The sequence below is a fragment of the Variovorax rhizosphaerae genome (assembly GCF_037889975.1).
GTDB lineage: Bacteria > Pseudomonadota > Gammaproteobacteria > Burkholderiales > Burkholderiaceae_C > Variovorax > Variovorax rhizosphaerae.
In genome coordinates this window covers 1-21466 of sequence record NZ_JBBKZT010000028.1, presented here as the reverse complement: position 1 = coordinate 21466, position 21466 = coordinate 1, and the positions used below count along the sequence as shown (strand labels likewise).

22 protein-coding genes and 2 pseudogenes are annotated in these 21466 nt (G+C 64.9%); 10 read left to right on the top strand and 14 right to left on the bottom strand.

Features of this window, described 5'->3' with window-relative positions; genetic code table 11:
• Positions 1 to 1196 precede the first annotated feature (1196 nt).
• Positions 1197 to 1493, bottom strand: coding sequence for a hypothetical protein (locus WKW82_RS34860; RefSeq protein ID WP_340347648.1), 297 nt, complete (start codon positions 1491 to 1493; stop codon positions 1197 to 1199).
• 114 nt (positions 1494 to 1607) lie between these two features.
• Positions 1608 to 3641 carry a ParB/RepB/Spo0J family partition protein gene (locus tag WKW82_RS34855; RefSeq protein WP_340347647.1) on the bottom strand — a complete coding sequence of 678 codons (2034 nt, stop codon included), beginning with the start codon at positions 3639 to 3641 and terminating at the stop codon, positions 1608 to 1610.
• 619 nt (positions 3642 to 4260) lie between these two features.
• Between WKW82_RS34855 and WKW82_RS34850 the strand changes: the two genes are divergently transcribed.
• A complete protein-coding gene (locus tag WKW82_RS34850) occupies positions 4261 to 4632 on the top strand; it encodes a hypothetical protein (RefSeq protein WP_340347646.1) in 372 nt (123 codons plus the stop codon).
• Between the two features lie 16 nt (positions 4633 to 4648).
• On the opposite strand, the gene WKW82_RS34845 is transcribed toward WKW82_RS34850, so the two are convergent.
• The 6 genes and pseudogenes from WKW82_RS34845 to radC all read right to left on the bottom strand — a co-directional run.
• Entirely contained in the window at positions 4649 to 4828 is a 180-nt protein-coding gene (locus tag WKW82_RS34845) for a DUF2958 domain-containing protein (protein ID WP_340347645.1), read from the bottom strand.
• 4 nt (positions 4829 to 4832) lie between these two features.
• Positions 4833 to 4964, bottom strand: a pseudogene (locus WKW82_RS40705) (hypothetical protein); the annotation flags it as partial.
• Positions 4965 to 5054: 90 nt separating this feature from the next.
• Positions 5055 to 6020 carry an H-NS histone family protein gene (locus tag WKW82_RS34840; RefSeq protein WP_340347644.1) on the bottom strand — a complete coding sequence of 322 codons (966 nt, stop codon included), beginning with the start codon at positions 6018 to 6020 and terminating at the stop codon, positions 5055 to 5057.
• Between the two features lie 97 nt (positions 6021 to 6117).
• Positions 6118 to 7065: an ArdC family protein gene (locus WKW82_RS34835; RefSeq protein WP_340347642.1), complete on the bottom strand. Its 948-nt coding sequence runs from the start codon at positions 7063 to 7065 to the stop codon at positions 6118 to 6120.
• A 643-nt stretch (positions 7066 to 7708) separates the two neighbouring features.
• A complete protein-coding gene (locus WKW82_RS34830; protein WP_340347640.1) occupies positions 7709 to 8074 on the bottom strand; it encodes a DUF2958 domain-containing protein in 366 nt (121 codons plus the stop codon).
• 361 nt (positions 8075 to 8435) lie between these two features.
• Positions 8436 to 8855, bottom strand: a pseudogene (radC, locus tag WKW82_RS34825) (RadC family protein); the annotation flags it as partial.
• A gap of 715 nt (positions 8856 to 9570) precedes the next feature.
• On the opposite strand from radC, the gene WKW82_RS34820 reads away from it, so the two are divergent.
• The 5 genes from WKW82_RS34820 (at position 9571) to WKW82_RS34800 (ending at position 13338) form a co-directional block, all read left to right on the top strand.
• Positions 9571 to 9816, top strand: coding sequence for a hypothetical protein (locus WKW82_RS34820; RefSeq protein WP_340347639.1), 246 nt, complete (start codon positions 9571 to 9573; stop codon positions 9814 to 9816).
• A gap of 2 nt (positions 9817 to 9818) precedes the next feature.
• Positions 9819 to 10499 carry an SOS response-associated peptidase gene (locus WKW82_RS34815; protein ID WP_340347638.1) on the top strand — a complete coding sequence of 227 codons (681 nt, stop codon included), beginning with the start codon at positions 9819 to 9821 and terminating at the stop codon, positions 10497 to 10499.
• Between the two features lie 261 nt (positions 10500 to 10760).
• Entirely contained in the window at positions 10761 to 12434 is a 1674-nt protein-coding gene (locus WKW82_RS34810) for an ATP-dependent DNA helicase DinG (protein ID WP_340347636.1), read from the top strand.
• A 21-nt stretch (positions 12435 to 12455) separates the two neighbouring features.
• Positions 12456 to 13049, top strand: coding sequence for a helicase C-terminal domain-containing protein (locus WKW82_RS34805; RefSeq protein ID WP_340347740.1), 594 nt, complete (start codon positions 12456 to 12458; stop codon positions 13047 to 13049).
• Positions 13050 to 13086: 37 nt separating this feature from the next.
• Positions 13087 to 13338 (top strand): hypothetical protein, encoded by a 252-nt coding sequence (locus WKW82_RS34800; RefSeq protein ID WP_340347635.1) that lies wholly within the window; start codon positions 13087 to 13089, stop codon positions 13336 to 13338.
• A 622-nt stretch (positions 13339 to 13960) separates the two neighbouring features.
• On the opposite strand, the gene WKW82_RS40865 is transcribed toward WKW82_RS34800, so the two are convergent.
• A complete protein-coding gene (locus tag WKW82_RS40865) occupies positions 13961 to 14317 on the bottom strand; it encodes a hypothetical protein (RefSeq protein ID WP_340347633.1) in 357 nt (118 codons plus the stop codon).
• A 136-nt stretch (positions 14318 to 14453) separates the two neighbouring features.
• On the opposite strand from WKW82_RS40865, the gene WKW82_RS40695 reads away from it, so the two are divergent.
• From WKW82_RS40695 to WKW82_RS34770, 4 genes are all read left to right on the top strand, one after another.
• Positions 14454 to 15293: a sensor histidine kinase gene (locus WKW82_RS40695; protein WP_422823661.1), complete on the top strand. Its 840-nt coding sequence runs from the start codon at positions 14454 to 14456 to the stop codon at positions 15291 to 15293.
• A gap of 251 nt (positions 15294 to 15544) precedes the next feature.
• Positions 15545 to 15874 carry a hypothetical protein gene (locus tag WKW82_RS34780; protein ID WP_340347631.1) on the top strand — a complete coding sequence of 110 codons (330 nt, stop codon included), beginning with the start codon at positions 15545 to 15547 and terminating at the stop codon, positions 15872 to 15874.
• A gap of 8 nt (positions 15875 to 15882) precedes the next feature.
• Positions 15883 to 16266 (top strand): hypothetical protein, encoded by a 384-nt coding sequence (locus WKW82_RS34775; RefSeq protein ID WP_340347629.1) that lies wholly within the window; start codon positions 15883 to 15885, stop codon positions 16264 to 16266.
• Positions 16259 to 16753, top strand: coding sequence for a hypothetical protein (locus tag WKW82_RS34770; protein ID WP_340347627.1), 495 nt, complete (start codon positions 16259 to 16261; stop codon positions 16751 to 16753). The genes WKW82_RS34775 and WKW82_RS34770 overlap by 8 nt, the downstream gene beginning before the upstream one ends.
• 230 nt (positions 16754 to 16983) lie before the next feature.
• On the opposite strand, the gene WKW82_RS34765 is transcribed toward WKW82_RS34770, so the two are convergent.
• From WKW82_RS34765 to WKW82_RS34745, 5 genes are all read right to left on the bottom strand, one after another.
• Positions 16984 to 17415, bottom strand: a complete 432-nt coding sequence (locus tag WKW82_RS34765) for a DUF3597 domain-containing protein (RefSeq protein ID WP_340347625.1) — start codon at positions 17413 to 17415, stop codon at positions 16984 to 16986.
• A gap of 222 nt (positions 17416 to 17637) precedes the next feature.
• Positions 17638 to 20307, bottom strand: coding sequence for a DNA ligase D (gene ligD, locus WKW82_RS34760; protein WP_340347624.1), 2670 nt, complete (start codon positions 20305 to 20307; stop codon positions 17638 to 17640).
• Between the two features lie 25 nt (positions 20308 to 20332).
• Positions 20333 to 20509 carry a DUF3606 domain-containing protein gene (locus tag WKW82_RS34755; protein ID WP_340347623.1) on the bottom strand — a complete coding sequence of 59 codons (177 nt, stop codon included), beginning with the start codon at positions 20507 to 20509 and terminating at the stop codon, positions 20333 to 20335.
• Between the two features lie 153 nt (positions 20510 to 20662).
• Positions 20663 to 20854, bottom strand: a complete 192-nt coding sequence (locus tag WKW82_RS34750; protein WP_340347622.1) for a hypothetical protein — start codon at positions 20852 to 20854, stop codon at positions 20663 to 20665.
• Between the two features lie 63 nt (positions 20855 to 20917).
• The coding region (locus WKW82_RS34745; protein WP_340347621.1) for a Ku protein at positions 20918 to 21466 on the bottom strand (549 nt) is incomplete at its 5' end.

Below are 21466 nucleotides of genomic sequence, written 5' to 3'. Positions count from 1 at the left end.
CCCGCCAGCCCCGAAACCGCAGAAGGACGCTGCCGAACACCCTGAGAAACGCCGAACTCGCGTCATACCGAACACGTTCCCAAGGACGACGAGCTCGCCGTCTTTACGCTTGGGCCTGTGATTGCATCGTGCCAAACACGGCTCATGTGGAATTCAGCTCTTACCAGGACCGTCTTCCAAAAAGCGCCTTCCCGATTACCTCACTCCGGGGAGCGCAACTGCGTCATGCCGAACACCCTTTCGGCGACATCAAGTTGCACCACTCGTGATTCCGATTCGAACGAGGCCTCATCGCGTCATGCCGAACACCATAGGCGGCGTGCGAAGCTCGCCTTCAGACGACGTGCGTCACGCCGAACACGTTCTAGCTCTCTCAATCGAACAACGAATCTACCCTTGTCTTCGAACGATTCCGGACAAGAAAACCATCGCATGCATCGAATCGAACCGGCCGTGCGCGTCATGCCGAACACTCTTGGTCAGCACGCCAGGCGTCGACGCGTTCACGCGAGGTGCGTCATGCCGAACACTTTTCTTGGAATCAGCGCGGGGTACAGCGATCACTGCCTCGACGCGAAGGGGCAAGTTGTTCGCATGCGTGCCCGCGCTGCCTACGAAGAAGAGGGTTGGCGCGATGACCACAGGCACGTTTCCCCTGACGTGAACGGAACACGCGATGCCGAAACCACGAAGGACCCAGGCGGTGCGTCGTGCCGAACACGCCGGCCGAAGCGGGATGCAAACCGCTTGCCTTCTCCGGCGCAACCTACTGACATCAGCGTTGTTGTGAGATAGGCTTGCCTCCAAGCGTCGGAGCCTGGGATGCTCTGCGCCCTTGGCAAGGAAGGACTCAGAGCTTCCTGCAATGCAGTCGTCGAGTGTCTGCCGAGTTCCACTCAGCACAGTTACCAGTGGAGTTGCGCGCGACAGTCGGTTGCATCTGGTGCCGAATCACCTTGTCGCTTCATTCGTCCCACTTTGCGGCAAGGCGCCTTGCCATTTCGACCCGTCGCTCGGCCTCATCAAGATGACGTGCAATCTCCGCCAAGTGCGGGTCGGCTCCATGGCGCTCGATCGCCTCGACGACGCCGAGGACCGCCAGTTGCAGCAGTGACTCGCACTCCCTTGTGCGTTGGCAGAGGCAGTGACCCTCGAAGCGAGAGAGCGGCTCCGTCAACGACGGGACGGGTGGGGGCCTATCGGCTTGTCTTTGCGGACTCATGATGCACACCTGCGCCGGCCGGCGCCTTGCTGCCGTTCGAAGAGTCAAACTTCGTCGCGCCAAGATCGACCGGTGTCAGCGCGCGGGTGCTGCCGATCCCTTCGATCACTGGGGCCACGGGCTGGAAGCGCGTCGCAAAGGCCGGTTCTTTTAGGGAACCGCTCGCTGCCTGAGGCGCACGGTTGCCCGTGCGGGATAGGACGCCAGCCAGCACGCCGAGTGCGGCCAAGGCAATGATGCCGTACGCGATGGTTCTGTTGAAAGCGGTCATGACATCTCTCCATATCGGTGAACAAAATGCCGGTCGAGACCTTGCGGGATGCTGGAGGTGGACCGGTTGAAGCAGCACGCGATGCCGGCAAGGCCGGCACCACTTGCGGGAAGGTCAATCGTCTGCCTCGGCCTCCGGAAGACCAGAGGAGACGAGGCAGGGCCGAAGCGGGGCGGGCACCCATCGCGTCCCCTCCAGCTTCGCGGCGCAGTAGCTGACCAGGTCAGGCTTCTTCATGCCCGCAGTCGCCTGAGTCGCATCGACACCTGTCGCCTCCCTGACCGCTTCAAGTGCTTTGGTCTTGCTGACGTGGCCGAGGTAGCGGCCTGCCGTGGGAACCCACCAGTCGGCCATGTCGACCCCCAGCGCCTGCGCGAGCGCATCGCTGTGGTTGGCGGTCGTGCGAGTGCGTGCCGCGATGGCGTTGACGCTGCGCGCAGTGCAGTAGGCCAGCAGGTCGAGCAAAGTTTCCTGCGGCTGCGCGAGCAGCCAGCGGAACAGCGCTTCAGGGTTGCCGGGTAGTCGGTCGCCCCACATCGTTTCCGCTTCGCCGAGCAGCGTGGCGGCGGGACTGTCGCCGTACTCGCTGGCTTCCTCCGCGAAAGTGCCGTCGCTGGTCACACGGACGGCGACCTTGACGATGTCATCGCCGCTGCCGTAGAGGCTGAACACGGTCTCCGACATCCGGTGCACCAGCGCCGCGAGGGCGACCTGCGGGTTCTGCAGCAAGGCCGCCTGCAGCGCTGCGGTGCGATGCGCTGTGAGGTCGCGCATGAGCTTTTCGCTGAACTCGGCGCGGGTCGATGCCGGCTCCACCGCTTCCGCGTCGGGACGCGTAGCGTCACCCGCCTCGCGGGGCGTGGCCTTGCCATCTTCCGGCCGCACCAGCCCGCGCTCGATCACGATCTCGCCACGATGGTCGAGTCGAACCAGCGCACCGGCCCGTGCGAGTTGGGCGGGTGCCCAGTGCTGCAAAACAGCCCGTGCGGCCATGAGGCTTTCATCGGCCAGGTCGAGCGCTTCGCAAAGCTGCTGCTCGATGAGTTCGTAGTCGTCGGCATCGGGGTCGCCCTCGTCCTGGTGCCGGTCGTAGGCCTCGGCGTGCTTGCGCTGCTCGGCGGCAAGTCGCTCGATGGACTCGGCTTCCTCGGGCGTCGGCTCGCGTTCGCTCTGCCGCTCGCGGCCGTGGCGCCGCCATGCACTCGTGTCGGCCTCGAGCGAGCACGCCACCCAGGACCAGCCTTCCTCCTTGACGATCATTTCGACGCCGCGCAGCTTGTCCATGGCGAGGGTTTGCAGCATGGTCGGGTTGTCGAGGTAGACACCAGAGAGGTCCTCGGGCGAGGAGAACAGGTCGCGCCGGACGCTTCCGCCTTCGGCTTCGTAGGTGTCGAGGCCGACGAAGCGCGCGAGCCGGCTGTCCGCGCTGCAGGCTTTCTCGGTGACGGCGTTCCGGATGCGCCATGCGCTGCGGTCGTAGGGACTGAGGCCGTCCCAGAGAGCCTCCTGAGCAGCGGGGTCGTCGATGAGGGCCAGCGCCTGCAACTGATCGGGTTCGATCTCGTCGGCGCGGTAGAGGTCGATGAAGCGCGGGGCGAGCCGTGCGAGCTTGAGGCGGCGCTCGACGGTCAGGGGCGAGACGCCGAAGCGCCCAGCCACCTGTGCGACGGACAGGCCGTCCTCAACGAGGCGCCGGAACGCTTCCATCTGATCGGCCGGATGCATCCCTTGGCGGCCCGAGTTCTCGGCGAGCGACACCTGGACGGCCTGCCCTTGTGCGTACAGCTTGCACTCGATGGGTTGGTCCTTGGGCCAGTGCCCTGTGGCCGCCAGCATCTGCATGGCTCGCAGCCGCCGGCCACCCGCAACCACGTCGAAGCGACCGTCTGTGTCAGCCACGATGCTCAAACGCTGCAGCAGGCCCTGCGATTCGATGAGTGCGGCCAGTTCGATCAGGCCTTCTTCATGGTGCACCTTGCGCACGTTGGATGGGCTGATGGCAAGCTTATCCAGCGGCACGAGCATGTCGCGACCCGATGCCGGGTCCTCGGCACTTGTCGTCTGCGCCTCCGGTTTATTCGGCGCAGTCGAGGTGATTGATGCGCCCGAGACCACGTTCTTCTTCCTGGGCTTGGCAATGGCAGTCATCTTGAATTCCTTTGCAGTTGAAGTTGAAGAGATGCCGGGTTCCTAGATTCAGAGCCCTTCGATGAAGGGTTCCGGTACGCATCGGCCTCCTACCCGGAGCTGGCCGCCGTTTTCCTGAGTTCTTCGCCCGGTGAACGACAGCGACGGCGGGGACAGGGGAGCAAGGGGGAAGGTTTGTAAGGCGAAGCCTTATGAAAACCCCCTTGCAGGCGCAGCCGGTCTCCTGGCGCCGCCGGCGCAGAGTCACCGGAGAAGGCGAAGAACTCAGGAAAACGGCAGCCCGGAAAGATCACGAGGCCGATGCGTGGCGGAACCGCCGCGCGGCGAGCGCCTCGACCTGCCGAAGGACAGGTCTGATCAGGGAGGTTCGAGCGGACGCAGTCCGCTGCGCCAGGGATGCGCAAGGCTGGCGCAGCCAGTCCCCGAAGGGGATGAGCGCGAAGGCGCGAACCTGGAGCAGCCCGACAGCGGCGCAGCCGGTGGGGCGCCCAAGGCATGGAGCGGGCCCGGTGCAAATCCCAGACGAATAGCAGCCAACAAACGCGGAACCGGGATCACAATCTGCAGGACAGCCAGTGTCCAGATCGAAAGCTGGAACGGCTATTGCAGGAGAAGTGCCATGCTGAGCACGGAACAAAAGGAAGTCATCCTTCGCAAGGCCGGAGTTACGACACCGCCCTTTCCGCGTCGACGCTTGCCGCTGCAGGACGGCGACCAGGACGGTGAGGCGTCAGCCTCGCATCGACAGCTGGTCGCCGGCACCGGCGACAGCGGCGACCAAGCCGCTGTCGCTCGACGGGATGAGGCAACCGACGCCTGGATCAAGGCCGTCGACAAGCTCTACGCCGACTACGCGCTTGCGCGCGCAGCCCACAGCCTGCGAGAAGCCGAACATGCGCGCACCCGCGGGGCAGGTCGAAGCGGCGGCACTGCAGCCGCTTCCCGCAGAGGCGGTTCGGATCCCGGTCCGGCTTCGGGCCAGGCTGGCTGACAGCCGCCGGCTAGGCCTAGATGCGCCCGTGCAGCATGGCTTCGTGCGCATAGGCACTCAGGGGCTTGTCCGCATGGAAATGCAGGTCCTGCTCGATCGGCCGGTTCGCGAGGCCGCGTATCAAACTGAGGTCGCAGAGGGCCGGATAGCCGAGCCTTGGGGCAACCCCAGCCACCGTCCATGAGCCCGTACGCAATCTCGCCGGATTCGTCGAGTCCGGTGAGCAGCCAGGTGCCGCCCGCATCGCCGCGCGTGCGCAGGCGTTTGCGGCCAAGTCGTCGGGGCGATGAGTCGCGGCCCAAAGCCCCGGTGTAGTCATCCGCAGCGCTCACGCCACCATGACTTCGCGGCGCTTTCCGCGACGCCTGCACTGCGTTTGAAACGGCCGATGCGAAGGCTGGGTGGGTCAGCCCCGCAGGCGATCAGACTGCCACTGCAGCTTCAATGGCAGGCGACGACACAGGAGCAATGCTTTCCACGGCCTCGGGCACGACCGCGGCAGCCGTCGTTGCGGCGATTGCAGACTTTCGCGCCGGCGATGACTTCTTCGAAGGCGCAGCCTTGGTCGCTGCCGCCTTCTTCGATGCGGCCTTCTTTGCCGCCTTGTTCGCGACGGCTTTCACCGCCTTCTTTGCTGCAACCTTGACCGCGGGCTTCGGGGGCTTGGCGACGGTGTCTTGTGTGCTCGCCCCGGCCTTCTCGGCAGGCGTCTTCTTGGCTGCTGCCTTCTTCGCGGCGACCTTTTTCGCAACGGACTTCTTGGCCGGAGCCTTCGCTTCAGTCTTTGCCTTTGCAGCCGCCGGCGCCGCGACGGCATCCGATCCTGCCGCAGCCTTCTTGGCGGGCGCCTTCTTCGACGCCGGCTTCCTGGCGACAACCCTCTTGGACGCATTGGCCTTGGTCGACGGTGCGGCGGATGCAGCGACGGCGGATGTCTTGACGGCTGCCCTATTCGACGCGGCCTGCTGCGCCGGCTCGGCGGCTGCCGCTGGGGGTGCTTCAGGCGTCGGTGTCGCGCCGGTGAGGAAGCTTTCGAGAGTCCGACCGGCGGCCAGTGCCGCTTTCAGCCAGGCAGGCCGCGGGCCGCGGCCGCCCCACTCCTTGCCCTCGCCGTCGCTGTAGCGGGCGGCGCTCTTTGCAACGGCGGCCTTGGCATTGCTCACCTTTTTGACGTTGCCGGCTTTGCTGGCGGCAGCGGCAACGCTCTTGGACGGCACGCTTTCAGCGGCGCTGGAGGCGAACTTGAGATCCGCTGCGGCGAGGCCGAATTTCGCGATCATCTCGTTGATCTTCGAAACAGCACCCTGGGATTCAACTTTTCGTTGCTTGTCGGCCGCGGCCTGAAGAACGGCAATTTCGCGCAGCAGTTGAGCGTGAGTCTTGGTCATGAGAAAGCAGAAAGTTGAAGGTGCGCAAGTCTAATTGCTTTATGCGCGCCAATGTCCTCCCGGCGCGCAAGCATTTCAATTCACAATTAGCCAGCAATTAGGGTGTGCCTTGAGGTAACGGCAGTTCTCGCGCCAATATGAATTCGTACGCCTCGCCCGCGTGGCGCGCGGCCGTGAAGATGGCCGTGCGATCGTTGCGGAGCACCTGAAGCCAGTTGTCCAGATAGGCGGCATGGCCTTCAATGGTGGCATCGACCAGTCTGATATGACCGAGCACGAAGGCGCAGCCGAGCTCAGCGACCAGCTCCTCGAACGCATAGGCCGCATCGCCGAAGCGCTCCCCGAATTTCCGGTTCAGGCGCTTCTCATTTCCCGTCCAGTGCACCAGTTCATGCAGGGCGGTCGCGCAATAGGCCTCCGAACTGGTGAAGCGGTCGACATCGGGCATCAGGATGCGATCGGCTGCAGGCGAATACGCCGCGCGTGCGTAGCCGTGCTGGATGTTGGCTTGGCAACCGCCGATGAAGCGCATCGCGCCTTCGATGGGGGAGCGGTCCGCCCATGATTGGGGTTCGGGCGCTTCGTCCGACGTCGACGTCGCCAGCCCATCAATCTGAGCGACGTTGAAAAGCCAAAATGGCATGCACAACATAGCATTGGAGCCGGTCCCATTGCCGCGATCGCTTGCATCGCCCTCCCCTTCTCCGTGCGATTCACCGTTGGCGTTGGCGTCGATCTCGGAATCGCGTCGATCGCGCATCGCTTTGCGTTCGAAGTGCGCGCAGAGCACCGCGCGTTCACCCCTGCGTACCTGCGCACCCATGCTGGCCGCCTGCTTGTAGGTCAGCCACACGTTGGAGGCGTAGCCGTTCTCGATCGCCGCATCCCACAGCAGCAGCACATTGGCGCCGTGGTACGGCGCGCCGGTCTTGCCGTTGCGCGGCATGCCGTGAGAGGCGGCACGCGTCCAGCGTTCGCGGAACACATTGCCGCCCTTCTCGAGCATCGCAATGACGCGGTCCGTGATCGCTTGCCGCACATCCATGCGGCCCCCGCCCTGACCGGCGGAAGTCCTGCCTTGGACAGGACCTGCTTTGGGTGAGTCCTCGGGGGGTACGGGGGGAAAGCCCGTGGCTGCTGGATTGGATGGGCTGTTGCGCACCTGAGTGACGCCCGCACGGGGGGAATGGAATGCACGCATGACGGGGCCTTTCTGCGGCGTTTGCCGCGCTGGTTGAACATCTGCTTTCGGAGCCGCCTCGACGCATGGAAAGCGAGCAGCAAGGGCCGATGTCCGGGGACCGCCCGGAAGCCGCAGCCGAGGCGCGAGCCGAGGACCGGGTGAGGACGGTGGCGCAGCCCGAAGCCCTGGACAGCGGCCCGTGTGAGCTATGCGTCGGTCAAGAGGTGGCTCTGACAGCAGATGTGACGCGTCCAACGCCGCATGGGCGCTCCGGCACGCAGCAAGCGCGCTCCCGCAAGTCGTTCAGAGGGGGATGGCCCAGTGCGTGCGCTGCCGACGCAGAGGCTTGTCATGTCCCTGTCGATCGCAGCGATCGATCACTACACTCGAAGGCCTGCCGCGCAGGGGCGCGGCCCGATCAAGGACAGCGCGCACAGCGCGCCACGCGAGGACAAGTCGATGGATCACCGCCGGCGACGCCGGCGGCGAGGCTCTCAGGCCTACTTCAGGCCTGGATGCGCCCGGCCATCCGGGCTTCCTTTGCATAGGCGCTCAGGCGCTGCGTCGCTCGGAAATGCCGGTCCTGCTCGATAGGCCGGTTCATCAGACCCCGCAGCGCCGCTAGCTCGCGGACGTCGACGAAGCCGATTTCCGGGTACCCCATGCCGAGGTCGCAAAGTCCGAATGCAACCTCGGCGGCTTCGTCGAGCTCGCTCAACAGCCAGGTTGCACCGGCATCGGGTGTGAAGAGCTTGAGAACCGGAAACGGATCGAAGTGTTCGTCCCTGGCTTGGCACACCACGGCCATGCGGCCATTGGCCAGCAGCCGTTCGAATTGTTCGTCGGTGATGAATGAGAAGTTGGAAGCCATGACGTTCTCCTGGAACGGTAGCGGGCGGGATTGCCCGTGACCGTTGGCGGCACGCCGCAGCGCAGGCGGTCAAGGCTCGAAGACGGCCGCAGGCCGCCAGCACCGCAGGTGCGCAGGCCTTGACGGGCGAGCACGGCGTGGCACGCTGCAGGGAACAGCAAGCCCACCAGCCTCCAACACGCGCTGGAGCCCCCTTCCCTGTCTTGCGGTTTCCTTGTGTCGATTTCCCGCCGTCTCGCGGCGGGCACTTTGACATTAAGAGCGGGATGCATTCGTGGCCGATCGACGGCCACGCTGATCAGCTCCTCGCACGCAGTGCGCTGGTCAACGCAAAATTGAAATGGGGCCGAAGCCCCATGCGTCACAACAGGCCACGTTCCGCGAAAGAAAGTGTCCTTGCACCGGCCACGATCATGTGGTCCAGCAACCGCACGTCGATGAGGGCCAGTGCGGCGGCCACGGTCTTCGTAAGCAGTTCGTCGGCGCGCGACGGATCAAGTGTCTCGCTAGGATGGTTATGACTGATAACGATTCCAGCCGCGTCATGATGAAGCGCTCTTTTGAGTACCTCGCGCGGGTAGACGTTGGTCTGGCTCAGCGTACCGCGGAACAACTCCTCGAACGCGATCAGCCGGTTCCTTGAGTCAAGGTAGAGCACCACAAAACTTTCGTGCGGCTGACCTGCGAAGTGCAGCTTGAGGAAGTCGGCCACGGCCGTTGGCGTATCGAACACCGAGCGCGTGGTCAGCTCCTCGCAGAGCAGTTCCTGTGCGAGCGCCAAGCCTGTCGCCAACCGATGGAAGCTCGGCAGGGTCGACTGCCGTGCGCTGTATGCGAGCTTCTGCAGCGAGCGACCGTTCGCTTCGTAGAGCGCATCGGCTTCGGCGCCGAAGAAGGGACGCAGTGCATCGACGATGCGTTGTTGCCGGGCATTGAGCTCGAGCGAGGAAGCGGAAGAAGTGTTCATGATGAACTCCTGTGGACGACACAGGCGGGATTGCCTGCGTGGCCCCGAGCCACCTCGCCGCAGCGCAGCGCTCAAGGTCGCCGCAGGCGTGCGGAACGCGCCGAGCCCGCGCAGCGGGCGACGGGCCTTGAACGCGAGAACGGTGAGGTAGCGTGAAGCCACACAGGCAAGCCCTCCCCCACCCTCAACAGACGCCACGGAGCCCTTTTGCCTGTTCTCTCTTTGGTCCTTGCCCCGCTCCCGCGTCAGGGATGCGCAAGGCGGCCAGGACTGTCGGGATGGCCGTCCCGAAGGGATGAGCGCGACGGCGCGAACCTGCAGCAGCCCGGCCGGCGCAGCCGGCGACGCCCGACAAAGCCTTGCCGATGCCTTTGCTTCATGAAGAGTGCGCGCACGACTTGTCGACTTGGAAGATCGGGCAGGCCAGCCCCTCGCGATCCCCCGCGATCAAGCAGGTCTCGCGGGACCGCGATCGCGGCGCACGCCCGTCGGTCATTGGCAATTCAACGACGCGCTGCACAATGCGCGCATGAGCCATCTTCGTCACGTCTCTATCTTTGTCGATGAACCCGATCCCGGGCATTTCTATTGGGTGCTTCACGAAAGCACCGAGGACGCCAGTGTCTGGATCGACATCGAGTCGAGCCCCAACGCGTTCACTTCGTGGACCGAAGCGTTCGAGGCCGGCACGGTCGAGCTCTATCGGCTAGCGGCCGACGAGCGCGTCGGACCGCGTGTGCCCGGTGAAGACGAAGACGCCGCGCCGGTGGGCTGACGATGTGCAATCGCTACACGCCACCGGACTGGGTGGAAATCGAACGCGAGTGGCACATCGGAGCGCGCAACCAGCCTGCGTGGCCACTCGAGATCTTCCCGCGTGCGCCGGGCCCTTTCATCCGCCGCGCGCGCGATGACGCGGGCTACTCACGGGAGCTCGTGGTCGGACAGTGGGGATTGATTCCGTGGTTCGCGAAGGAGTCGAAGCTCAAGTACCCCACGAATAACGCGAGGTCCGAAGAGCTGGCCAACAAGGCGAGCTACAAGGATCCGTGGAAGCGTGGCCAGCGCTGCATCATTCCGGCGGCCACCTTCGACGAGCCCAACTGGGAAACGGGCAAGAACATCTGGTGGCGCTTCGCGCGCGCCGATGGCGCGCCGTGGGGCCTGGCGGGCCTGTGGAACATCTGGACCGACAAGGCAACGGGCGAACAGCACGAGAGCTACACGATGCTCACCCTGAACGCAGACGCGCATCCATTGATGAACCGCATGCACAAGCCCGACCCCAAGGTTGGCCCCGATGAGCAGGACAAGCGCAGCGTCGTCCCGATCGAGCGCGGCGATGTCGATCAATGGCTCGAAGGCACCGTGAAGGAAGCCACCGAGTTGTTGCGCCTCGCACCGGTGGAAGTATTCGCGGCCGGCCCAATGGTGCCGCCAGCCAATCTCGTCGAATAAGGCCGGCACGCCGGGATTCGACCCCCTGCCAATCGCAGTAGAGCCCGCGAGGGCCGACCAAACCCAAGGCACCGTCGACCGGCGATCCAGGCCGAAAGGTGCCGCAGCGGCGTCCACATCGCATTGCACCGATCGCCGCCTGAAGTCACAACGCCGCACACGCCGATAATTGGCGACATGACATCCCCCGCGCCAAGGCGCACGCGTCGTTCGGACCCTGCGCTCGATGGAATGCAGGCGGCGCCAGGTATCGAGCCCGAGTTGCTCGAGAAGGCGTATGAGCGCGTGGAGTTCCTCTACGGCGAGGTGGCCAGGACTTGGCCCGGCTTCATTGCACGTCCCGGGCAGCGCCAGATGATGCACGCGGCGCTGTTGACCTTCCTGAGTGCCAGCCTGCCCGAGGGCGATGGTGCCCGGCCCGGGCATCATCTGGCCCTGCTCGAGGCGGGCACGGGAACCGGCAAGACCGTGGCGTACAGCATTGCGGCAATCGTGGCTTCGGAACTGCTGGACAAGCCCGTCATTGTCTCCACCGCCACCGTGGCGCTGCAGGAGCAACTGTTCTTCAAGGATCTGCCACGGCTGGCGAAGGTGATCCCGGACCTGCGCTTCGAGCTTCTCAAGGGCCGCGGGCGCTACGTCTGCGAAAGCCGCCTGGAAGCCGCGCTGAACGATGTTGCCCAGGATGGGCTGTTCGACGAGGGATCGCAGGAAGCACTCAACGGCGCGGGTTCATCGCGCCGCGACGGCGCGCGCGATGCGGCCCAGACCAAACGCTGGTTCGCGAAGGTTGCCAAGTCGTTTCGCAACGGCAAATGGGACGGCGACATGGACAGCCTGGCCAAACTGCCCGACCTGGGGGACTGGCAAAGGGTCCAGGCCAGCGGCAGCGCCTGCAATGGAGGTCAATGCGAGCACTTCAGGACGTGCGCGTTCTTCAAGGCGCGCCGCCGCGCGGCCGCGGCGACGATTCAGGTCGCCAATCACGCGTTGATCCTGGCCGCGCTGCAAACGGACAGCGCGCTGATTGATCCGGCCAATACGCTGTTCGTGTTCGATGAAGCGCACCACCTGCCTGGCATTGCCGGTGAGCAGTTCGCCTGCCGTGCCCGGCTCGGCGCGAGCGTGAGCTTGCTGGCAAGCTTGCGCGCGCTGGCCAATCGCCACAGCCGGGACATGCCGGCCTCCACCCGTCCCGACCTGACTGCTTTCGGGCAGGTCATCAGCGAGTGCACGGACAAGCTGGGTCTGCTGGAAGGGTACTGGAGCGACAACCATCTGGTCAGTGTCGACAAGACGGTACACCGCTTCCGCGAGGGGCGGATTCCCGAGGCGCTGATCCCGGAATGCGAGCAACTGGCGGCGCTGCTCGGATCGGTCGCGGCGGTGGTAGAAGCGATCGCGAACGCGTTGAAGGAGCCCGACGAATCGCGCTCACCTGCGGAGCGCGAAGAGCAGATCCGAGTCGGCGTGGAGCTCGGCGCGCACCTGTCCCGGCTCCAGGCCATGCAACGGCTGTTCAGCGCCTGGGCCACCCACGATGTCGTGGCGTGGGCCAAGTGGCTGGAATATGCACCGCCCTTCACGGCAAGCGCCGCGGGCACCTCCCAGGTCACCTATCAGGCAACGAGCGGCGCGCACGGCCCGCCGTCCGCGCCGGGCGCGGTCCACGTCGACGCCTGGCTGTGCGCGAGCCCGATGACGGCCGCCCAGTCGCTCTCGCGCGGCTTGTGGAAGAACGTGAGTGCTGCCGTCTGCACCTCCGCCACGCTGACCGCGTGCGGGCGTTTCGATTTCTTCGACCGCCTGAGCGGGATCAACCGCTTTCCGGAACGGCGCGCCATGGTGGTGGCGTCGCCGTTCGACTATCGGCGACAGGGAGAACTGCGCATTGCGCCAATGAACAACTCTCCGAAGAGTGCTGATTTTTCGTAAGAGCTGTGCCGCGTGTTGCCCATGCTGCTGCGCGAGCACCGGCACGGCCAGCTCGTGCTGTTCACCTCCAAACGCCAGATGCTCGCCTGCCACGCGGCCCTGCCGGAAGATCTGGGGGCGCAGGTGCAGATGCAGGGCGAGCGCTCGCGCACCGAGCTCCTTGCCGAGCACGGACGACGCGTCGAGCGCGGCCAGCGCAGCATCCTCTTCGGACTCCAGTCTTTCGGCGAAGGCATCGACCTGCCGGGTCGGCTGTGCGAGCACGTGGTGATCGACAAGCTGCCGTTCAGCCCGCCGAGTTCCCCTGTGGAAGAAGCGTTGGCCGAATGGCTCAATGCTCAGGGACGCGATCCGTTCGCCGAGATCGCAGTGCCGCGCGCCGCGATGAAGCTGGCTCAGTGGGCCGGCCGAGGGGTACGCACCGTGACCGACCACGCAGTCATCACCATCTGCGATACGCGCCTCGTGACGATGCGCTATGGGCGCGAGATACTGGCCGGACTGCCACCGTTTCCCGTGGTGCGTACAAAGCAATTGCCGCTGGCGGACGGCGGTCGCACGATTGAGTTTGACGCAGGCACGGCTGCTGCGCCGATCCGCGTCGCTTCGACGTGATGGCGATCGACAAGGCGGGACGACATCTTCGCGAGCCATGGCAATCCCGACGACGCTCATGCGTTTCCTCATGCGTCTGGACGCGGCAACGCTACCTGTGACCGTCGAGGACAACGAATCCATCGAGATGGTCCGCCGCCTGAGTGATGCTGGATTGCTGCAGGCGATCCTGCCGCCGCACGATCAAAAGACGAGAACCTATTCCGGCCCCGCGTGGGTCATCCGGCTGACCCATGAGGGCATTGAAGCGGCGCGAGCGCCGCCAAGCCGCGACGGCTCATCGCAGTAGACGAACTACTGACCGTGACTCGCCGGCTGGTCACGACCGGCCGCAAATCGCAATACCGTGCGGAAGGTCTTGTTGCCGACACGGCTCCTTGAATCGACCCGATATCGAGTACCGACGGAAGAGGCATCGGATCCGGGCACCGCAGGACGCAGGCGAACGCTTTGAGGGAAGGGGCCCCCGGATCCAATGGCTGGCGATTCGGCATACGCAACACCGCATCGGATTTCGCATTGAAGCGAGCTTGAAAAAAGGCCCTCAGAAGCCGGAGCCTTGAGGGCCAAATCCACCAAGGATGGGTGGAGGAGACATGCGGTGCACCACAAGCAGGATGGACCTCATCCTGCGTCCGGCGACATGATCTCATCTGCAACAAGCGTGCCTGCATACGAGCATGTGGCTGCGCGCCGTTTGTCTGTACTCTGTTGCATGAGCACTGCTACCAGTACTGCAGTCGACAGGCTCGGCGAGGCCCGCTGCCATTGAGGAGTTGGACGCGCACGCTCCTGCGCCGTCGCGAGCCAGCGACGAAGCCGGGCATATACCGAGTGTGCGGGCATGGGGACTGTCGATGAGGTCTTGAAAGGAAGCATCAGTGCCATGCCCCGCGTGGTTGCGGAATGCTTCAGGAAAGCCCTTGCCCTGCACCGTAGACGCTTTGAGCACCAACGCACGATTGATGCACAGCGCATACTGCACCATGCGCCTGAGCCACTTCATCAAGACAAACATCGAACCGATACTGGCGCAATGGGAGACGTTCGCGCGCACGATGATCCCGCCCGCGGAAACCATGTCCGTCGTCGAACTCAGGGACCACGCCCACGAGATCCTGCTGGACATCGCCAACGAGATAGATACGGGGCAGTCCGAATGCAACCGCGAGGCCAAGTCCAGGGGGATGGCGCCGCGCGCGCTCAAGCCGACCTTTGCGGCCGAGCACGGTGGCTTGCGCCAGCGCGTAGGTTTCGATGTCTCTCAACTGGGCGCGGAGTACCGTGCGCTGCGCGCGACGGTGCTGCGTTTGTGGATGGAGGCCGTGGATGACGTGGATGCTTCGGTGCTGGAAGAAGTTATCCGTTTCAACGAGGGCATCGACCAGATGCCTCGCCGAGGCAATGGTCTCTTACTCCGAGCGCGTCGCCAATTCCAGGGACACCTTTCTGGCCGTGCTGGGACACGATCTTCGCAACCCGCTGAGTGCACTGGGGTCCTGTGTGCAGCTGCTCGCAGTCAGCGGCGAACCGGCGAGCAGGGATCGCTCCATTCGCATCGCCAGGCAAAGCCTGGCCTCGATGAACGGGATGATCACCGACCTGCTCGAGTACGCGCGCAGCCGCCTGGGCCGTGGCATCGACGTGAGCCCTGCGGTTGGCGATCTCGCCGCGTTGTGCCGCGAGACGTTTGACGAAGTCTCCGCGGCCTACCCGACGCGCACGCTCAGCGCCGAGATCCCGGAGAAGGTGAGCGTTGAATTCGATGCGCCGCGCACACGCCAGGTCTTGACGAACCTGCTGGGCAATGCCGTGCAGCATGGCGACCCGGCGTTCCCGGTGAGCCTTGTTCTGCAGACGGACGTCCATGATGTGACCTTCATCGTCCGGAACATGGGCACGCCGATCCCGCCCGAGGCGATGCAGGTCATTTTCAACCCACTGGTTCAGGTCGCCAACGGGGAGTCCGCCCCGCACGAGCGACCGACAACCAGCCTCGGCCTGGGGCCTCTACATCGCGCGGGAAATCGTGGGCAAACATGGTGGCCAAATTTCGGTGACCTCGTCCTTGAAAGAAGGCACTGCTTTCACCGTGCGATTGCCATTGGGTGCGGTGCGCGACGCCTCTTGAGAGCCTTCGCTCGCGACCGCCGACCGTGGCCATGGCCATGGGGTTGTGCGTGCATGCCGACGTGCGTGTTGATCCGTCCGCCCTTTGCTCCCGGCCCGGCGGACAGGGGGTAGCTGACGCCTCTAGGCCCACTGGGAAGTTACGAGGCCAACGGCACGATGGACTCGGCCGCCGCCCGCGAGCAGCAGCGTACGAGGTCCGTTTCGTGAGTCCGACAGCGGTTCGAGCACGCCGCCCGCGCCGTAACACTGGGCCGGCAGTGCGCCTACGTCCCATGCTCGATATTCCACACAAAGGGGCAGGCATCGGGGCGTCAGATTTCGCTCACTTGCCCACGGTGGGCGGGCCAACCCAAAGGAACATCATGGACGATTCCAACAAGTCTCCCGAGCAGGTCGCCGACGATGCGAAACAGGTGGGCGAGGACGCGGTCAAGAAGGCCAAGGGGGTCGCCACGGACGTGAAGCGGGTGGCGAATGACGCAGTGGATACCGGACGGACCTACGCCAAGGATGCGGTCAATGCTGCGGGCAAGAAGATCGACGCGGCAAAGTCGCAGCTGGATCAGACGGCGCAGTACCTGGCGAAGGCCATCAACGACGAACCGGTCAAGGCGGTCCTGATCACCGCGGCGCTGAGCGCGGTGATCACGGCACTTCTGATCTCGGCCATTCAAAGCGACCGCCGCTACTGAATCCGGTCATGGTTCACCCGATTTTCATGGCGGTGCTGCGCCGACCTGAATTGCTGTTCACGCACCTGGCGAACTATGCCGAGTTGGTGAAGGGTGAGCTTTCGGCGTTCGGGTCTTCGCTGATGATGCGAGCCGCAAGCGCGCTGGTGGCACTGGTGGCACTGATGCTGGCCCTGAGCCTGACGGGTATCGCGGTGATGCTCGGCGTTCTGCATGGGGCATTTCAATGGGTCTTGGTCATCGTGCCAGGCGTGGCGTGGCTTCTGGTCGTGATCGGTGCAACGCTGGCCATGAGATCGTCGTCCGTGAAGGAAAAGGTGGACGACGTCAAGGACGAACTGGAAGCGGATGTGAGGATGATGCGTATCGTGAAGGAGATGAAAAATGACTGATGCAGTCGACCCCCTCACTGCGAAAGCCAAGCTGGCGTTGTCACGGACAGAACTGCTCGCGGCCATGGGTTACGAGGTGGTGCGGAACGCAGCCGAAGATGGTGCGAGGGTGGTGCCGTTGTTGCCGCGCGAAGAAAGCGAACACGCGTCCCCTACCCTCGGCACGAAGCTGGGTCGCAGTGCCGTGGGTCGGTGGTGGCGCCAACATCCGCTCAGCGACGTTTTCGAACTTGGCCGCCCCCTGCTGCAAGACTATGCGCGAACGGAACCGGTCAAGCTGATGGCGTATGGGGTAGGCACGGGTGCGTTGCTATGGCTCCTCAAGCCCTGGAAGCTACTGTCTGCAGCCACGGTGGCGACGCTCATCGTCCGCAACGTAGATATCCCAAGGATGGTGTCCGGTCTGGTCCAGAAATCCGGCGGCGTCTCCGGGACGGCCGTTCCGCCGGCTGCTCTTGCGACATTGCCAGAACGTCACCGCCAGTGACCCGGGGCACGCACACTGAGCCTGCTGGCCGGCCGCGTCTTGCGGGCGGCCGCAGATCGAGATAGTGGGAACCGAGCGCGCCCGCGCTAACCAGTCCATCGGTCCTCGCCGAGTACGCGAACGGCACCATGCGGCCCGTTCACGCGTACTTCGTCCGGCCGGTGCGCGGCTGCGGGCGCGGCACCTGCCAGCTTGGCGCTTCTACCCGAAAAGGCTCTTTCCAGCCCGTATCAGTCCTTTAGATCGGCCGGCACCTTTCCGCCGTTGGCCGCCACCTTGTTCATGACCTGACGATGCAGCCAGATATTCATCGACGCTGAGTCGCCGGTGTCGCCGGTGTAGTGCAGTTCCTTGGCGAGTTCCTTGCGCGCGGCCAGAGAGCTGTCTATTCCAAGCAGTTTCATCAGGTCGACGATCGAAGTGCGCCAGTTGAGCTTTTCGGAGGACTTCTGCGCCATGTCGTTGAGCATTTTCTCCACGTCCACTTCCGTCATCGCGGCGGCCGCCGGCGCGCCGGGTGCGGGCGCCGTCGCAGCCGTGGTTGTGTTCGGCGTCGGCGTCGACGCAGGCGTCGCGCTTGGGATGGGCGCAGTGCCCGCCGGTGCGTTCGCCGCGTGGGCGCCCGGAAAGATCTTGCTGAAGATGTTGCTGAGGATGCCCATGATGACTCCTTGATAGACGGGTTGTGATGTGCCGCTGCGCGACTCGCATGGCAACCAGTTCAGCATGTTGGTGTTTGAAGAGCGCCGCGGTCCGACAGCACGCCGAAGTGTGTTCGCCCGTTGCGACAGGCGAATCGCTCTTCAACAGCTCGACCTTAAAGCGCTGAGGGCGAGCCTGGGCGCGAATCCATGGCGCAGCGTGCTGACGAACCCCTCCCTGCGTTAGCGCGATGATGTGAAGCCGAGGACACGCATGGGTTTGGCCAAGGATTGCCTTGCCTTCCAGTAGTCGGCCCAGGGGTCGACCTTCTGAAAGGACAGGTGTTCGCGCGCGGTGGCGATGGTCCAGTGCGCGCCGCTCTCAAGGCTCTGCAGGTCGTCCCACGCGACAGGCATCGACACTCCGAGACCCGGCCGAGCGCGCGCCGAGAAGGCCGCCGCCGTCGTGGCGCCGTGGCCATTGCGCAGGTAGTCCACGAACAGCTTGCCGACGCGGTTCGCCGGGCCGCTCTTGGCGACGAAGCGCGACGGGATCGTCTTCGCCAGGTGCTGGACGATCGCCTTGGAAAACGCATTGACCGTGTCGTAGTCGATGCGAGGTGCCAGCGGCACCACGACATGCAGGCCCTTGCCGCCGCTCGTCTTCAACCAGGCCTTGAGCCCGAGTTCGTGCAGCAGCGCTTTCATGAGCACGGCCGCCTCCTGGACGTGGGCCCACGACGTGCCTTCGCCGGGGTCGAGGTCGAAGATCATGCGGTCGGGCCGGTCGATCGCCTTCTTCGTGGAGTTCCAGGTGTGGAACTCGATGACGTTGAGCTGCGCCGCACCGGCGAGCGCCTTTGCGTTGGCGACCTCGAGCAGCGAGGCATGGCCCGGCCACAATGAAGGGGCGAGTTCCGTGATGCCCGGGATGCCGATCTTCTCGCCATGTTTTTGGAAGAAGAGCTGGCCGGCCACGCCCTGCGGTCCACGCACCAGCGACACCGGTCGACCCTTGAGATGCGGCAGGATGAAATCGGCCACCGACTCGTAGTAGCGCACGAGGTCAAGCTTGGTGAGTCCGGACGCGGCGTCGATCACTCGGTCCGCGTTGCTGACCCGGATGCCGGCGCCGGGCGACTTCCCCGTCGCTGTCTTCCCAGGCGCTTTGGCAGCGGGCGTGCCGTCGACGAACTTGGCCGTCTCGCGCACGATGCGGCGTGCCGGCTTGTCGCCGCGCAGGCCCAGGTATGACGCATGGCGTACCTGGCCGTCCGGCGTCCATTCGGCAAAGGTCACCTCGGCCACGAGCTTGGGTTCGACCCATCGCTCGGCGCCGGCGGCACGCCGCGACCAGCGGCCGGGCTTGGCGGGGCCGGCGGCGAACGGCGAGGTCTTGATCTGCAGTGCAGAGAGCTTGTCCTTCAGCTCGCGCGCCGACTGCATGTCCCACCCGGTGCCGACGCTGCCTGCGGAAACCAGCGTGCCGTCGGGCGCATGGACGCCCAGCAGCAGGCTGCCGACCTGCGCGGCGTTGTCGCTGCGCTCGGTGTAGCCGGCCACGACGAACTCCTGGCGCAACTTGCACTTGAGCTTGAGCCAGGTGTCCGAACGGCGCGAGACGTAGGGCGCATCCGCGCGCTTGGCGATGAGCCCCTCGAGGCCAAGTCGGCACGCCGAGGAAAGGATCGAGGCCGGATCGCCTTCGAAGTCCGCGCTGTAGCGCACGTGTTCAGTGGCCTTCTCGTCTAAGAAGGCCTTCAGCAATGCGCGGCGCTCGCGCTGCGCGACCGCACGCAGGTCATACCCCTCGAAGAACGGGACATCGAACACAAAGAAGACGATCCGGTCGGCGCCGCGCCCGCGATCGAACGCGTTCTGCAGCGCGTTGAAGTCGGGCGAGCCATCGGGGCCGGGCACCACGATCTCGCCGTCGAGGAAGCCCGAGGACAGACAGAGCTGCTCCAGCTCGGCGACCAGCGTCGGCATCTTGGCAGACCAGTCGTGGCCGCCGCGCGTGATCAGACGCACATGACCGTTGTCGATGCGGGCCATCAGGCGGTAGCCGTCGAACTTGATCTCGTAGATCCATTCGCCGGCGAGCGGCACACTAGCAGCGAGGGTTGCGAGCTGCGGCGACAGTTTCTCGGGCAGCGCCGCCTTGACGGCCCCGGCTGCCTGCGCAGGGGTGCCCTGCCCTGCTGTCGCTTTCCGTGCGGCTTTCCGCGCGCCCTTCCCTGCGGCTTCCTTCCCTCCATCCTGCCCTCCCTTGGCAGTCGCGTTTCGTCTGGGCTTCTGCTTGTCCGTGGGGGTCGACTCAGCGCGCGGCTTGCCGGCAACCGGCGCGGCCAGAGGCTTCGTGATGACGCTGTCCGGCAGCGCGGCAACGACGTCGTAATCTTTCCTGGCTCTCGCGAACGCGTCGCGCTTCTTGAAGAGGAGCCAGGGTGGCTGCTTCTCGCCACCTTTGGCGATCTTCACGAGTTCCCACAGGCCCTGCAGTTTCTCGCCGTGCAGCGCGAAGACCAACTTGCCCTCGGCCATCCCCTTGCGCGGATCGCCGACCGGCTCCCACGTGCCGCGATCCCAGACAATGACTTCGCCAGCGCCGTACTGTCCCGGCGGGATCGTGCCTTCGAAGGATCCGTATGACAGCGGATGGTCTTCCACGTGGATGGCCAGGCGCTTGTCGGCCGGATCGAAGCTCGGTCCCTTGGGAACGGCCCACGAGACCAGGACGCCGTCGAGTTCGAGGCGGAAGTCGTAGTGCAGGTGACTGGCCGCGTGCTTCTGGATCACGAAGCTCAAGGCGCCTTGGCGATCCTGGAGTTGTTCGCCGCGCGGCTCCGCCGTGACGTCAAAGTCGCGTTTGGCCCAGTACCGCGCCAGCGGGTCGGTGCGCTTTTCAGCCACGGAGGTTTTCTACCCGCCCAATTGCCTATTTTTGAGCCAGGTGCTTGCGGACCGCTTCGGCCGAGTTGCCGACTGCCTTGACGGCGGCCTTCAGTTGTTCCGGCGTGCAGCCCAGGGTCTTGGACCAGTCGCGGACTTCGTAGTCCTCGTTGAGGCTGATCAGCTTGCGGTCCTGCCCGGTCTTTGTGGTGTCGTCGCTCATCGAAGTCTCCAGCTGGAATGGCAGCACACAGACTACTGCTGCGCACTTGGCGACGATGTAGGGCGGCGCCCAAAGCTGTGCGAACGAGGCACCGTTCTCACGCTCGCGCCACGGCATTGCCGATGGCCTGTGGTGTGGTGGTGACGGGGTTGATTAGGCGCCTCGGCGCTGTTCGGCCGCGGCAGGCGTGCTGCCCATCTGGGCCGTCAAGTCGATCCAGGCCTGGTAGTCGATCAACAACAGGCGCCGTCGCGAAGCCGGGGTTCGCGCCTTGCGCCTTCGGCGCGCGGCCGCGGGCTGCGCCGGGATCGATGCAAGATCCTGTTGATGGGGTTTGGCTTTCACGAGCAAGACATCCCTCTTGGCGTGGCACGGGTCTTTCCGAATGATCCCACGACGCCGGGGCCCTCACGCCCGCCGCTTCGCGGGCGTCGCCTTCCTGACAGGCTTCTTCGCAGCCGCCTTGACCGGCTTTTTTGCGGCCGCCGGGGGCTTGGCCTCTTCCTCTGCACGCTTGCGTGCCGCGCTTCCCTTGCTGCCCTTCAGGCTGCGCTGCAGCAACTCGGTGAGATCGATCACGTTGGCATTCTGCTCAGGCGCCTCTTCCTCGGGCTCGATGACGGTTTCGGTATCGCCTGCCTTCACCTTCTTCTGCACGATTTTCATGACGGCATGCTTGAACTCGTCCTTGAAGTCCTCCGGCTTCCAACGCCCGGACATCTGGTTGATCAGCTGCTCGGCCATCTTCATTTCTGCCGGTGTGACCTTGGCGCCCTTGACGCCTTCGGCCGGCAGGTCGAGGTCCGCAAGCGATTTCACTTCGTCGCCCCAGCGCAGAAGGTTCAGGACCAGGGCCGGGCCCGAGGGGACCAGCACCGCGAGATGCTGCTTCGTGGCGATGACCACCTTGGCCAGGCCCACCTTGCCGGTCTTGACCAGCGCCTCGCGCAGCAGCGC

Excerpts from the sequence above, each read along its gene's own strand:
- WKW82_RS34860 (WP_340347648.1), bottom strand. The coding sequence starts at position 1,493 with ATGACCGCTTTCAACAGAACCATCGCGTACGGCATCATTGCCTTGGCC.
- WKW82_RS34855 (WP_340347647.1), bottom strand. The coding sequence starts at position 3,641 with ATGACTGCCATTGCCAAGCCCAGGAAGAAGAACGTGGTCTCGGGCGCA.
- WKW82_RS34850 (WP_340347646.1), top strand. The coding sequence starts at position 4,261 with ATGCTGAGCACGGAACAAAAGGAAGTCATCCTTCGCAAGGCCGGAGTT.
- WKW82_RS34840 (WP_340347644.1), bottom strand. The coding sequence starts at position 6,020 with ATGACCAAGACTCACGCTCAACTGCTGCGCGAAATTGCCGTTCTTCAG.
- WKW82_RS34835 (WP_340347642.1), bottom strand. The coding sequence starts at position 7,065 with ATGGATGTGCGGCAAGCGATCACGGACCGCGTCATTGCGATGCTCGAG.
- WKW82_RS34830 (WP_340347640.1), bottom strand. The coding sequence starts at position 8,074 with ATGGCTTCCAACTTCTCATTCATCACCGACGAACAATTCGAACGGCTG.
- WKW82_RS34820 (WP_340347639.1), top strand. The coding sequence starts at position 9,571 with ATGAGCCATCTTCGTCACGTCTCTATCTTTGTCGATGAACCCGATCCC.
- WKW82_RS34815 (WP_340347638.1), top strand. The coding sequence starts at position 9,819 with ATGTGCAATCGCTACACGCCACCGGACTGGGTGGAAATCGAACGCGAG.
- WKW82_RS34805 (WP_340347740.1), top strand. The coding sequence starts at position 12,456 with ATGCTGCTGCGCGAGCACCGGCACGGCCAGCTCGTGCTGTTCACCTCC.
- WKW82_RS34800 (WP_340347635.1), top strand. The coding sequence starts at position 13,087 with ATGGCAATCCCGACGACGCTCATGCGTTTCCTCATGCGTCTGGACGCG.
- WKW82_RS40695 (WP_422823661.1), top strand. The coding sequence starts at position 14,454 with ATGGTCTCTTACTCCGAGCGCGTCGCCAATTCCAGGGACACCTTTCTG.
- WKW82_RS34780 (WP_340347631.1), top strand. The coding sequence starts at position 15,545 with ATGGACGATTCCAACAAGTCTCCCGAGCAGGTCGCCGACGATGCGAAA.
- WKW82_RS34775 (WP_340347629.1), top strand. The coding sequence starts at position 15,883 with ATGGTTCACCCGATTTTCATGGCGGTGCTGCGCCGACCTGAATTGCTG.
- WKW82_RS34770 (WP_340347627.1), top strand. The coding sequence starts at position 16,259 with ATGACTGATGCAGTCGACCCCCTCACTGCGAAAGCCAAGCTGGCGTTG.
- WKW82_RS34765 (WP_340347625.1), bottom strand. The coding sequence starts at position 17,415 with ATGGGCATCCTCAGCAACATCTTCAGCAAGATCTTTCCGGGCGCCCAC.
- WKW82_RS34755 (WP_340347623.1), bottom strand. The coding sequence starts at position 20,509 with ATGAGCGACGACACCACAAAGACCGGGCAGGACCGCAAGCTGATCAGC.